The organism is Serratia sp. UGAL515B_01 (assembly GCF_033095805.1).
GTDB lineage: Bacteria > Pseudomonadota > Gammaproteobacteria > Enterobacterales > Enterobacteriaceae > Chania.
Window position 1 is genome coordinate 1,205,178 of record NZ_CP109901.1, and the last position, 13,416, is coordinate 1,218,593.

Sequence of the window (13,416 nt, forward strand, 5' to 3'; positions counted from 1 at the left end):
ACCTTTATACCTAGATTTCTCCGAGTAGTTTACCGTAGTTGCTATTTATCTACTTTTTCTTGGCTACTTTGTTTGTCATTACCAAACATGAACGACCCCGGTCTTGCTTTGCGCGCAAATGACCGCAAGAGCGGTACTCGCGTGTAATTGAGGGATACAGCCTAGGTTCGCTCCCGCGCTCTGGCTTTAAAACGGTGCAAGAGGATAAGCCGGCACTTAAGTTAAGCACCGGCCTAAAGTGATTAACCGAACAAAGTGTACAGAATGGCAGAAATGGCAATCAACCCCATCACGACAACGAAGATGTTGCTGATGCGACCGCTGTATTTGCGCATTGCTGGAACTTTATGGATGGCGTACATCGGCATCAGGAATAGCAGTACCGCGATGATTGGCCCACCTAGACTCTCGATCATACCCAAAATGCTTGGGTTCAAGGTTGCAACAATCCAGGTTGTTATTAACATGAAGATCGCGGTGATACGGTTCAATTTGTTGGTACTGATGGTTTTACCATGACTTTTCATCGTTTTTGAAATCAAGCCATTAAAACCCTCACGTGCGCCCAGATAGTGACCCAGAAATGATTTGGTGATGGCGATAAACGCGATGAACGGGGCAATATACTCGATCATCGGATTATTAAAATGGTTGGCTAGGTAAGACAGAATTGAGATGTTCTGTGCTTTGGCTTCGGCCAGATCCACTGGAGACAGGCTTAGCACGCAACTAAAGACAAAGAACATGACGGTTACTACCATCATAGTGTGTGCATAGGCCAGAATACGTGAACACTTGCTTTCAGCATCATCACCATATTCTTCACGTTTTGCCACCGCAAAAGCTGAAATGATCGGTGAATGGTTGAAAGAGAACACCATGACGGGAATAGCTAGCCATAGGGTGACTATCAGACCGTGGCCCACACCATTGCCAGAACTCGCGAGAGAGACGTTTTCGAAAATGGCACCGGTCCAGTTAGGGATCAGGTACAGTGCTAATAACATCAGTACTGCAACAAACGGAAAAACCAGAATACTCATTTTTTTCACAATGGCTTGTTCACCGAAACGCACGATACACATTAGGCAAACTATCAGAATCAAAGCCAAAATGGCCCGTGGGGGCGAAGCAAAACCAAGCTGGTGGGTAATAAAACTGTCTACGGTATTAGTGATAGCGACGCTATAGACCAGTAGGATAGGGTAGATGGCGAAGAAATATAGGAGGGTAATCAACTTACCTGCACCATTGCCAAAATGTTCCTCTACCACCACAGTGATATCTTCCCCTGGGTTTTTACCAGACAAAACGAAGCGGCACAGGCCGCGGTGGGCAAAATAGGTCATCGGAAAGGCGATAATGGCCATGATGATCAATGGGATCAAACCACCGATACCTGCGTTGATTGGTAAGAAGAGGACGCCTGCGCCGATTGCGGTACCGTAAAGACCCAGCATCCACATAGTATCTGATTTCCGCCAGGTAGTGCTTGAACCTGATTCCTCTGAGGCAATGGTGCCTGTATGTGTAGTGTCCATAAAATATCTCCGAGGTGAACACGTTAATTTAAAGACAAAGCTGAAGATTAAAACTTTTCGTCGGAATAATGGTCATGACGGTAATGACAAAATTAGGTGTTGCTAATGAGGGATGTCTCTGACTTTTTTATTATGTTAATTACCTTCAAGGATAACTGTTGATTAATTGAATAAATGATTTACTGCTGTTAAGTGGATTAAATTTATTGGTTATTTTATCGATTTATACGCTACAACCTCTGCTGTTAAAAATGTAACGATTGAAAGAATAAAAAACCGTAATCTCGCTATAAAATTATTTTTTATTCCTAATTATTATCTTATAATAATATTTTATATTATTGTTAATTTTTTGTTTGATTTTTTATTCGCGATGAATTTTATTGTTAATTTTAGGTGTTGATTTATATTTTTTCATATAACAATATAAACATTTTATTTACTGGTAAAGGAACGGTTTTTTGTGGGGGATACTGGATGCATTAATGACATGTTTTTTAATAATAAATTTGGCAAGTTGTTGCGAACTATTACTCTATATTTAGACTACATCTATTAATTACAAATGAGCTATTTGTTTTTATTGTATTTTTTTAAACCTACAGCGTGTGGTTTAAAATCGTAAAGCGATAGTATGCTAACTCATTACCCACGGTCACACGCATCAGCTTGATATGCTCTTCACGAGCGCCTCCGGTACTGAACCCAGTAGAGGTTTTAACAAAAGCGACATCAAGCTCGCGACACATTTCACAAACTTGCACGATCTGAGCATCGCTGAGCAGGCAAGTTTCTAAGATGACCTTCAGTAGGATCACTGAGCAAACCTCACGCACGGCGGCTATGTCGGCTTTTACTTCCTCCAGCAGACCGCTTTGCAGCCAACCAACATTTATCACCATATCGATTTCCTGTGCCCCTGCAGCGATAGCGGCTTTGGCTTCGAAGGCTTTTACCACCGTCAAACTAGCCCCTAAGGGGAAACCAATTACCGAGCATATTTTAACGTCGCTTTCCCTTAACAAATGCGCAGCAAGGGGAACATAGCTTGAATTGACGTAAAGAGCATAAAAATTGTGTTGCAAAGCCTCATCGCACACTTTAGCTATTTGGCTTTCAGTCGCGTCCATGGCCAGCAAGGTGTGGTCAATATAGCGAGCATAATCAGTTTGTTCGTTATCCATGGTTATCTCTATGAATTTAAAGCATGTTGAAATATTACTGTTACAGCATTTTTACCCAATTTTAATAAACAAAATGATAGGGTCGGGCTTTACTAAAGCTCAGAGAGTTAAGGGGGGCCGTATAACCGTTATTTGAATAACATTAAATTGAAAATTTTAGATGTGAAATCTATAGCGATATGGCAGTGGCAAGGATAAACCCTGCCTGAAGCGATTACTCTTGCACCCAACCTTTGCGGATCGGGAAGGCGAACAGGAAATGGTACAGGCGTATCAATTTACCTGCGACGAGTTCGCCACACAGTGCCCATAGCAGTTGTGCAAACAGACAACCCAGTGCACCCAGCAAAAAACCGCCTACCATATCTAACGGCCAGTGTACGCCAAGATATACCCGTGACCATGCAATTGTGATGGCAATGATCATTAGCAACATACCCGACCAGACACGATGCCAACTCAGGAAAGCCAAGGCAAAAGTGAAAATTGCAGTACCATGATTGCTAGGGAATGAACTGTCTGGTGCGTGTGCCAAAAAATTGTGGCCAATACCGACAGCAAAGGGACGTTCGTGTGGTAGCAGCATGCCAATAACTGCAGCTACAACCATAGCGAACAGTAAAGCAATTGTTGTTTTTGCGATGACTTCGCGTTGTGCCTTTAACTGATCTTTAGCTCCCCAGAACCACATACCGACGATCAGTAGCGGTATAACGACAATAAGATCTTTTGCGGCAAAGATGGCAAAACTGATTAACCCTTGCGGACTTGCCGAGGAGGCATTGATCCAGGCGAAAAGAAAATAGTTCAATTGCTCCATGATGTATAACCTCGTCTTACGGCGGAAAAAGTGGTTAACCTACCAACTAAAAAAAACCAAAACGTTGCTAACGTTAAAAGGAAGTAAGTAAGGAGTAAAGGGAGTAAGCATTATTCTATATCCTTGTTTAGGATTGATTTAATCAGTATTTCTCTTGGACTAACACATTAACAGTGTGGTTGACTATGGTAATAAAATAATCTTAAGGAGATCTTAATGGATGTTTAGTTGCACCATTTCTCTTGGATGGAGAGATCCAGATTTAGCCTATAATTTGACGGTATGATTTCTGTTAATGTTCAACACGATGGCATTGTGATTTATAAGGATAAACAATGAATAAGTTTTCTTTCGTCTTCGCTAGTTTGTTAATGGCAACCTCGGCCAGTACTATTGCTGCAAACACCGCTGAAAATGGCGATATCAGCGCACAGCCTTTGGAAAAGGTGGCACCATTTCCTAAAGCAGAGGAGGGGATGAGTCGCCAGGTGATTTATTTACCGCCACAAGAAAATGAAGATAACTTCAAGGTTGAATTGCTAATTGGTAAAACACTGGAAGTGGATTGCAATCGTCATATGATGGGAGGCAATCTTGAGAGTAAAACGCTGGAAGGTTGGGGATATACTTATTTTGTCCTTGAGAAACTTTCCCCCCCAGCATCAACCATGATGGCTTGCCCTGATAATACTAAGCGCAATGAGTTTGTGGCTGCTCATTTAGGTGACAGCGCTTTGCAGCGTTACAACAGCCGTTTGCCAATCGTGGTTTATGTGCCTAAGGATGTCGAGGTGCGTTACCGTGTGTGGTCAGCTAGCACGGATATTGGGCGTGCGGTGGTAAAATAGTTACTACCAGAACCGTATTCAATAAAGCCTAGTGTTAAAAAATCCCCAAGCTGTGTTCTTTAATGGTCACAGCTTTGATCGGTTGCCCCAAAAAATCTCCCATGCTATGACACAGTTGGCCACGACTATGGCAGGTTGAGTAATGCAGTCTTAGCTTCTGCAACTTGGAGGTAAGAAGGATACACAAATGGTTTTTTGAAATCAGCATTAGTGGAAGGGGAGGTACTGTCTTTTTTTATACTGCTCCCGAAAAGTTTATGGTAATTGTTTTTTATTTTAACTATAAATTTTAGGCAATAAAAAACCCGTTAATCTTGAACCTGAAAAGGCGGGACTAACGGGCTCCACAAATTTGGGACATCAAAGAAAAGCAGTGGCACTAACTCAGACTACCTGCCGATCGAAAAGTTCTGCCTGGCAAGAAAATTTTTTAAATTTTTTTGTTGTAAAGTTATTTCTTTTTTATCTGTCAACCTGCTATTCCTGGCCATATTACAACGATAAGTGAACCTGCCAATGTTAACAAAACGTTAGCTATGGCATAGGTTCCTGCGTAACCCAATGCAGGGATGTTACTCCTTGCTGTATCGCTGATGATTTCCATTGCTGGTGCGCATGTGCGAGCACCCATAATGGCACCGAACAACAGTGCTCGGTTCATCCGCAGTACATAAGCGCCAAACAGGAAACAGATAATGACTGGCACAAGGCTGACGGTCAAACCGGCGATCAGCATCTGGCCGCCAATAGTTCCAAGACTGTTGCCGATCCCATCACCCGCACTCAGCCCTACGCCAGCCATAAATACCATTAAACCAAACTCTTTCACCATATTTAGCGCACCCTGAGGGATATAGCCAAACGTTGGATGATTAGCACGCAGAAAGCCAAGCATAATGCCGGAGATCAACAAACCTGCAGCGTTGCCAATGCCGAATGAGAAATGACTGAACTGAATGGTGATTTGGCCAATGAGTAAGCCAACAATAAAGAAAGAACAGAATGCCAGGAGATCGGTAACCTGGCTATGAATCGAGATAAAGCCAATCTTCTCAGCTACGTTTTTAACTCTGCGTGCGTCGCCACTTACCTGAAGGACGTCACCTTTATTCAACACGATACTATCATCAATCGGCATTTCTATCTGGCTGCGGATAACGCGATTCAGGAAACAACCGTGGTCGGTTAATTTCAATTGACTCAGGCGTTTACCTACCGCATTACTGTTTTTGACAACAATCTCTTCAGTAATAATACGCATATCCAGTAGGTCACGATCAAAGACTTCTTTACCGTTACGGAAACTCGGATCTAGCCTGGAATGAGCATCGGGATAGCCAACTAGGGAAATCTCATCTCCGACCTGTAATACGGCATCCCCATCAGGATTGGCCAAAATGCCATTGCGGCGGATGCGTTCAATGTAACAGCCGGTTTGGCGATAGATACCAAGTTCACGCAGATTTTTGCCGTCAGCCCAGCCCACCAGTTCCTGACCGACGCGGTAAGCGCGGATCACCGGCAGGTAAACTTTACGTTGGCTATCAGTATCAAGGCCACGTTCACGGGCAATTTGTTGCGCTGAGGTAGAGAGATCTTGACGTTGCAGCTTGGGCAAGTAGCGAGCGCCAAAAATCAGGCTGACCAAACCAATCAGATAAGTCAGCGCGTAACCCAAGCTCAAGTTATCTTGTGTTGCGAGTAAAGTCGGGCTACTCGGTATGGTATTACGCAACGTATCTCCAGCGCCTACCAATACCGGTGTTGAGGTCATTGACCCTGCGAGCATACCCGCGGTTAGGCCAATATCCCAGTGGAACAGTTTTCCTAGCCCGATGGCGATTATCATACCGGAACCGACCATCACCAGCGCCAACATGAAGTAGTTTTTGCCGTCGCGGAAAAAAATCGAAAAAAAGTTAGGGCCTGCTTCAACGCCAACGCAAAAAATAAATAACATAAAGCCGAGGTTGAGGGCTTCAGTGTTAATGGAGAAGTGCTGTTGACCAAGTAACAGGGATACGACCAAAACGCCAATGGAATTACCGAGTTGAACGGAACCCAAGCGGATTTTTCCAAGGCAGAGCCCGAGAGCGAGTACCACAAACAGTAACAGAATGTAGTTACCGTTTAACAAACTAGCGACGTTTATATTCACGGAGTATAACTTATTGTTTACCAGCAAATGCTTGATATAGAACACTATAAGATATAAATTTAGCCATAAAATATATGGATAAAGCCAATCGAAGTGCTCACCAATGGAAAGGTAACTCGATCAAACGATCAGTGGTGTTTATTCTAGCTTCTTAGAAGCATGACAGCCAGCATAAAGCTATCTGTGCCACTGATCTGTTTTGACTAGGGAATGGGCTCAGCCAATACTGCCAATTTTAGTGGCGTGTCACGAGATGCGTGACAAGGCTGTTTTACTCGGTGTAGTCAGTGGTCACACCGTTATACCTATCATATCGCAAGTCGCATGAGCTTTGGCTTTTTTGCAACTCGGATTATTTAGGGTATATCCATCAGTCCTTCAGACAGTAAGGCTGTTGATGATGTGAATCGGTTGTATGGCTGCACCTTGGAACCTATAGGGTAGAAAAGGGAGATGTACATGGCAAGCTATCGCCCCTGGGTAGGATTATTCAGCTGTTTCCTGCTTTTCACAGTGGTTTTTCTCGGTCAGAAGAACGGAATTTTTAACGATTCCAAATCTGGACATCATGGTGATCCCGGTTTGTTGTTATTTGTTATTCCTGGTTTAATCGCTAGCTATCTTTCGAGCAGAAAGCGTATCTTGTGCCCATTATTGGGGGCACTGTATGCGGTACCTTTGTGTCTACTCATTCGTCACTTTTGGCTAACGCCGAGCAACTCACTTTGGCAAGAATTAGCTTATTCAGTCAGTGCAGTCTTCTGGTGTGTTTTCGGTGCGATGCTGTATCTCTTTATACGAGTTATTTTGCAAGCGTTGCAGCATTTGTATCAAAGAGGAAGGCCGTAATAATGGCAAAAGGCGCTAAGGCGCCTTTTGCTGGTTGCAATAAATAATTACTGAAACAGACTCAGATTTTCTTTGGCATAGGCTTCGAAATCAGTACAACCGCCGATATGATTTTGATCGATAAAGATCTGTGGCACGGTTTCAACCGGTTTTCCAACGGTTTTCTCCAAATCTGCTTTGGTGATGCCTTCAGCGTGAATATCAACATAGCGGAAGTTGAAATCGTCACGCTCTCCAGTCAATTTCTCAGCCAGCTCTTTAGCTCGCACACAATATGGGCATCCAGGGCGCCCGAAAATTACAGCAAACATGTCACACTCCTATTCTGTTATTCAAATTACCCATTGTTCTTCATGTTTCGCTATGGCTATCTGCGTCGTTAAACGCTATTGAGTTGGCCTTTGATAAACGCGTTTTAAGTTCATTGGGTATACAATTTCATGTGAGGCGGTGTTGTTTATGTGACTGCCAACAATGCTCCAGTTTATAACCTGCCGCCCTTCAAGCGAGTCTTTGCCTGCGTTCTAATACAGGTTGCAGTTAAAATCGATTTTGGCCGATTTGCTATTTGGTTAGCGCCTAACTGCAATCTGAGGTTATTACCTATGGTCACTGTCTTATGTAATGGCGTTCTTACCCATCATACAGACCTTGGCCGCGTATGACTCACGAAATGTCGCCTACTATGCCCGTTGCCAAGTCCAAAAAAAAGCAGGTCCTGCCTGTTGGTTTGATTCATAGAACCTATTAGGCTGTTGCTATGCTGGTGAGTTTACTACACTAGGCAGTGCAAGTCTGGAGAAAAAATATGCGTTCATTAGGTGATTTACCGCGCTCGGTACTGGTGCTTGAGGGGCTGGGTATGGTGCTGCTGGTGCTTTCTTACTTGAGCATTCATAATTTCGTACGTTTGCCCGGCGTACTGGGTTCACAACCGGTTGCAGTCGGGATGATTTTTCTTGGTGTGGCGCTCATGGTTCCTGCCGCCGCATTTCTTGTTTGGCGAGTTGTGCAAGGCTTCAGCCCGCTGTTGCGGATTGGTAAAACAACCAAGAGCGTTCGGCACACTCCGACGCCAGCAGATAATAACAACAAGGCTCCTCGAGATTGATGAGCCCCAAATGACTTTCTGTTGCAGATAAGCTGCAACGGAGCGAATTCCCAGAAGCTTGGTAAATCAAGTGGCAGGGATGATTGAAGCCAACTAAATCCTAGCGTCTATATAGCCTTGGATGAATGCCTGCGATTGCAGGTGATTAATGCTTTTAGGGATAATGAGTGAAAATTGCCATTCTTTCGCGCGACGCGTCATTGTACTCCTGTAAAAGATTGCGGGAGGCTGCGGAACAGCGTGGGCATCGTATTGATATTATCGATCCGCTCTCTTGTTACATGAACATTAATCCAGCAGAACCGACCATTCATTACCGTGGCCGCAAGCTGGAACGTTATGATGCGGTGATCCCGCGAATCGGTACAGCTATGACTTTTTACGGTAATGCCGTACTGCGCCAGTTTGAACTTGTTGGCAGCTATCCGCTGAATGAATCTGTCGCCATTACTCGTGCTCGTGATAAATTGCGCTCACTGCAACTGCTCGCACGTCAGGGGATCGCGTTACCAATTACTGGTTTTGCCCATTCACCGGATGATACCGGCGATTTGATTGAGCTGGTAGGTGGCGCGCCATTAGTCGTTAAACTGGTCGAAGGAACTCAGGGGATCGGAGTAGTCCTGGCAGAAACTCGCCAGGCGGCGGAGAGTGTGATAGATGCATTCCGTGGCCTGAATGCCCATATTCTGGTGCAGGAATATATCCGCGAAGCTCAGGGAAGTGATATTCGTTGTCTGGTGATCGGTGAACGGGTTGTGGCCGCCATCGAGCGGCAGGCAAAGCCCGGCGAATTTCGTTCGAATCTGCATCGTGGTGGTACGGCGTGTAAAGTACATATTACTGGCAAGGAGCGTGCTATGGCTATCAAGGCGGTTGCAGCTCTTGGATTGGATGTGGCTGGTGTCGATATTCTGCGCGCCGATCGCGGTCCGCTTGTGATGGAAGTCAATGCTTCTCCTGGCTTGGAAGGTGTAGAAACGACGACCGGGTTGGATATTGCAGGAATGATGATTGAATATATTGAACAACGAGGCCGACCTGGTTTTCGTCTTAAATCGGGGGGATAGCAATGCGGTTATCTGAGTATATTCTGGCAGCGGCCCGTCTTCGGTTTGCGCTATTCTTTATCGCCAGATGATGCATCAAAAATGTCTAATCAGTTTACCTGATAGCTTTGGTCATGGCATATCGGTTGAATATTCCGTAAGCTATGGGCCTTTTTACGGATTAAATCCTGTGAGGCTGGTAATTTATGGGTTCGCTTACCGTCCCTGATTTGGCGTTATTACGACGTTGGCTGGACCAATTGGGGATCTCATTTTTTGAATGTGATTCTTGCCAGGCATTGCATCTGCCCCATATGCAAAACTTCGAGGGTGTATTCGATGCCAAGATCGATTTGGTTGATAACGTGCTCCTGTTTTCTGCGCTGGCTGAGGTGAAACCCACAGCATTGATCCCCTTGGTGGCAGATCTTAGCCAAATTAACGCCAGTTCACTGACCATTAAAGCATTCGTAGATATTCAAGATGATAACCTGCCTAAGCTGATCGTTTGTCAGTCACTGAGTACGGCAGTTGGGGTTGCTTATGAACAGTTTGTCCACTTCATGCAGCAAAGCGAAGAGCAGATATCGATGGTCATACTGGAAGCCAGAGCGAACGATCTGCTGTTTATCGGCGACGAAGAGGATAACCCCGCTACACCATCGGCAAGCCAAACGATGTTGCATTAATCCCCGTTTTACTTTGTTGGTGCGAGAGTTTCAGTCGCATGCTGTACTTATTTTAACGGATAATAAGATGTGCTGAATATTTGCTTTTTTTGCCATATATTATTCTGTATTTGTGGCGTTGCTGGCGTGCCACATAAAGAACTCATACATAAATAATCGATATAAAGGCGTTTTTTACCCTAGAGGCTGGTACACCCTGGCAACTCCGGTTATGCTGCTGATGCTGCCAAAGGCTCACGCATCTGTTTGTTGCAATTTGAGTCAGGTAACTGGGAAAAGTGAACATAATCAATGAAATAATCCTTTAGTCACGCGGCCACCCTGTGCTGCTCTGGTTTACGATTTTGTATCACTTATGGATACCCTTTGTTTTTGGAGGAAGTTACGGATGGTCACCCAAGGTAAAAAGTGGTTATCGGGTGTTGTTGCCGGTGTGCTGATGGCTGCATCTGTCACCGCGTCTGCAGCAGACAATACGCTGCATATCTACAATTGGTCCGATTATATTGCGCCGGATACACTTGCCAGATTCCAGAAAGAAACGGGAATTAAAGTGGTGTATGACGTCTTTGACTCCAATGAAGTATTGGAAGGCAAATTGATGGCGAGTAGTACCGGTTACGACTTGGTTGTGCCTTCATCTAACTTCCTTGAGCGTCAGTCTAAAGCCGGTATTTTTGAACCTTTAGACAAGAGCAAGATACCTAACTACAAAAACCTTGATCCTGAAATGTTGCAGCTGGTAGCTCATAACGACAAGGACAATAAATTCGGTATCCCCTACATGATGGTGACGACCGGTATCGGCTATAACGTCGATAAAGTCAAAGCGGTGCTTGGTAAAGATGCACCTGTTGACAGCTGGGATCTGATCCTCAAACCAGAGAATCTGGAAAAACTCAAAAGCTGTGGTGTTTCCTTCCTGGATGCGCCTAGTGAAGTTTATGCCACCGTTTTGCACTATCTGGGTAAAGATCCAAACAGTAGCAATGCTGAAGATTACACTGGTGCTGCCAATGAGCTATTAATGAAGCTGCGTCCGAATATCCGTTACTTTCACTCTTCCCAGTACATTAACGATCTGGCCAATGGCGATATCTGCGTGGCTATCGGCTGGTCGGGCGATGTGATGCAAGCTGCTACCCGTGCCAAAGAGGCGAAGAACGGCGTAAATGTGGCTTATTCCATTCCAAAAGAAGGCGCGCTTGCCTATTTTGATATGTTTGCGATGCCAGCAGATGCCAAGAACAAAGATGCTGCCTATCAGTTTTTGAATTTCCTGTTGAAGCCGGACGTTATTGCAGACATTAGTAGCCACGTCTTTTATGCGAATGCGGTTAAAGACGCAACGCCACTGGTAAAACCTGAGGTGCGTGATAACCCGAATGTTTATCCTCCTGCGGATGTTCGTGCCAAGCTGTATTCGTTAAATGTACAATCGCCGAAAATGGATCGTGTCATTACCCGCGCCTGGACTAAGGTCAGAAGTGGGAAGTGATTTGTCCAACCCTTTTCAGGTTGTAGTTGGGTCGGCTACATGCGTGTGCTGCCCATCGGTGTATTAAAGTTATCAGGCTGTGTCTCTTAATTGTACGCTCACGCGTTGCGGTGCAATTAAGGGATACAGCCGTGTTATGCCACGAATAAATCAAGCTGCAACAACGTGGCGATGCCACAGAGTTCCAAGCATTTACTAAGTTTAAGTGATGGGGCCGAATAACAAAGCTAACGTATATACAACTTAAAGCATCATTGGATTTTTCGGAGCCATTTAATGGTTTCGGGTAATGGGGTGTGCCACTTAATTGCCGTGCTACCTTCGCTGACCCAAAAGCCCGTCAGGCCCTCTGTTTAAGCGCGACAGCATAGAAAGACAGGCTTTTAGTGGCCAGCAGCACTGGCGTGCAATTAAAGAGCACAGCCTACTATAATAATAATCATCAGGCGGTTTTTCCCCCTGTGTTTGCCGTTTGGGACCATGGCAGTTGCTATGGTTGTTTTACTGCTTTAGCCGGAGAGCACCCCGATTGAATTCTCAAGCCAAGTCGCAGAAGGTTTTCACCCCTCTGTTGGAAATTCGTAACCTTACTAAAACCTTTGATGGTCAGAACGCTGTTGAAGACGTTAGCCTGACTATTTACAAAGGTGAAATCTTTGCGCTGCTCGGGCCTTCAGGTTGTGGCAAATCAACGCTGTTACGCATGCTGGCAGGTTTTGAACAGCCTACAGAAGGGCAAATTGTTCTTGATGGGCAAGATATGTCTCATGTGCCGCCTTACCAACGCCCAGTCAACATGATGTTTCAGTCCTATGCGTTATTCCCCCACATGACAGTGGAGCAGAATATCGCGTTTGGCTTGAAGCAGGACAAAATGCCGCGTACAGAAATCAACGAGCGTGTCACAGAGATGCTCTCTCTAGTGCATATGGAGGAATACGCCAAACGTAAACCGCATCAACTTTCAGGTGGTCAGCGCCAGCGTGTCGCTTTGGCTCGCAGTCTGGCTAAACGGCCAAAACTGTTGTTGCTGGATGAACCGATGGGCGCACTGGATAAGAAGCTGCGTGACCGTATGCAACTGGAAGTGGTCGATATTTTAGAACGTGTTGGTGTGACTTGCGTAATGGTCACCCACGATCAGGAAGAAGCCATGACCATGGCGGGGCGTATTGCCATCATGAATCGTGGTAAGTTTGTGCAAATTGGTGAACCCGAAGAGATTTACGAGCACCCTAACAGCCGTTTCAGTGCTGAATTTATCGGTTCAGTCAATGTGTTCGACTGTGTACTGCAAGAACGACGAGATGATGCCTTAATCTTGCAAAGCCCCGGTTTGCGCCATGCGCTTAAGGTGGACCCCGATGCTTCCGTTGTGGATGGTGTTCCTATCCAGGTTGCATTGAGGCCGGAAAAGATCATGTTGTGCGAAGAATTGCCGGAAGACGGTTGTAACTTTGCCATTGGTGAAGTCGTCAACATTGCTTATCTGGGCGATCTGTCTATTTACCATGTAAAGCTGCTTAGCGGGCAAATGATCAGTGCTCAGTTGCAAAACGGCCATCGTTTCCGTAAAGGGATGCCAACCTGGGGTGATGAAGTCCGCCTGTGTTGGGAAACTGACAGCTGTGTCGTCTTGACGGTGTAGTTGAGAAAGTAAGGGGTAACA

General features: G+C 45.1%; 11 protein-coding genes and 1 pseudogene. 7 read left to right on the plus strand and 5 right to left on the minus strand.

The annotated features are described in order from the left end of the window. Nucleotides 1-242: 242 nt before the first annotated feature. From OK023_RS05615 to ybjG, 3 genes and pseudogenes are all read right to left on the minus strand, one after another. Complete coding sequence (locus tag OK023_RS05615) at nucleotides 243-1,541, minus strand: HAAAP family serine/threonine permease (RefSeq protein ID WP_317695728.1); 1,299 nt, start codon at nucleotides 1,539-1,541, stop codon at nucleotides 243-245. 647 nt (nucleotides 1,542-2,188) lie between these two features. Further along, nucleotides 2,189-2,725 (minus strand): annotated as a pseudogene (gene deoC / locus OK023_RS05620) (deoxyribose-phosphate aldolase); the annotation flags it as partial. A 214-nt stretch (nucleotides 2,726-2,939) separates the two neighbouring features. Then, a complete protein-coding gene (gene ybjG, locus OK023_RS05625) occupies nucleotides 2,940-3,545 on the minus strand; it encodes an undecaprenyl-diphosphate phosphatase (RefSeq protein ID WP_317695730.1) in 606 nt (201 codons plus the stop codon). A gap of 335 nt (nucleotides 3,546-3,880) precedes the next feature. On the opposite strand from ybjG, the gene eco reads away from it, so the two are divergent. Continuing rightward, complete coding sequence (eco, locus tag OK023_RS05630) at nucleotides 3,881-4,393, plus strand: serine protease inhibitor ecotin (protein ID WP_317695732.1); 513 nt, start codon at nucleotides 3,881-3,883, stop codon at nucleotides 4,391-4,393. A 469-nt stretch (nucleotides 4,394-4,862) separates the two neighbouring features. Here eco and OK023_RS05635 read toward each other — a convergent pair whose 3' ends face one another. Beyond that, nucleotides 4,863-6,551, minus strand: coding sequence for an aspartate:alanine antiporter (locus OK023_RS05635; RefSeq protein ID WP_317695735.1), 1,689 nt, complete (start codon nucleotides 6,549-6,551; stop codon nucleotides 4,863-4,865). Nucleotides 6,552-7,010: 459 nt separating this feature from the next. Between OK023_RS05635 and OK023_RS05640 the strand changes: the two genes are divergently transcribed. Further along, nucleotides 7,011-7,400, plus strand: a complete 390-nt coding sequence (locus OK023_RS05640) for an inner membrane protein YbjM (RefSeq protein WP_317695737.1) — start codon at nucleotides 7,011-7,013, stop codon at nucleotides 7,398-7,400. Nucleotides 7,401-7,447: 47 nt separating this feature from the next. Here the strand turns inward: OK023_RS05640 and OK023_RS05645 are convergent, their stop codons facing one another. Next, nucleotides 7,448-7,711, minus strand: a complete 264-nt coding sequence (locus OK023_RS05645; RefSeq protein ID WP_317695739.1) for a GrxA family glutaredoxin — start codon at nucleotides 7,709-7,711, stop codon at nucleotides 7,448-7,450. Nucleotides 7,712-8,208: 497 nt separating this feature from the next. On the opposite strand from OK023_RS05645, the gene OK023_RS05650 reads away from it, so the two are divergent. The 5 genes from OK023_RS05650 to potG all read left to right on the plus strand — a co-directional run bounded on the left by OK023_RS05650 (nucleotide 8,209) and on the right by potG (nucleotide 13,395). After that, a complete protein-coding gene (locus tag OK023_RS05650; protein ID WP_317695741.1) occupies nucleotides 8,209-8,511 on the plus strand; it encodes a YbjC family protein in 303 nt (100 codons plus the stop codon). 167 nt (nucleotides 8,512-8,678) lie between these two features. Next, nucleotides 8,679-9,581, plus strand: a complete 903-nt coding sequence (gene rimK, locus OK023_RS05655) for a 30S ribosomal protein S6--L-glutamate ligase (protein WP_317695743.1) — start codon at nucleotides 8,679-8,681, stop codon at nucleotides 9,579-9,581. 185 nt (nucleotides 9,582-9,766) lie between these two features. Then, nucleotides 9,767-10,249 carry a YbjN domain-containing protein gene (locus OK023_RS05660; protein WP_317695745.1) on the plus strand — a complete coding sequence of 161 codons (483 nt, stop codon included), beginning with the start codon at nucleotides 9,767-9,769 and terminating at the stop codon, nucleotides 10,247-10,249. 388 nt (nucleotides 10,250-10,637) lie between these two features. Continuing rightward, nucleotides 10,638-11,747: a spermidine/putrescine ABC transporter substrate-binding protein PotF gene (potF, locus tag OK023_RS05665; protein ID WP_317695746.1), complete on the plus strand. Its 1,110-nt coding sequence runs from the start codon at nucleotides 10,638-10,640 to the stop codon at nucleotides 11,745-11,747. Nucleotides 11,748-12,276: 529 nt separating this feature from the next. After that, nucleotides 12,277-13,395: a putrescine ABC transporter ATP-binding subunit PotG gene (gene potG, locus OK023_RS05670; RefSeq protein ID WP_317695748.1), complete on the plus strand. Its 1,119-nt coding sequence runs from the start codon at nucleotides 12,277-12,279 to the stop codon at nucleotides 13,393-13,395. Nucleotides 13,396-13,416 lie beyond the last annotated feature (21 nt).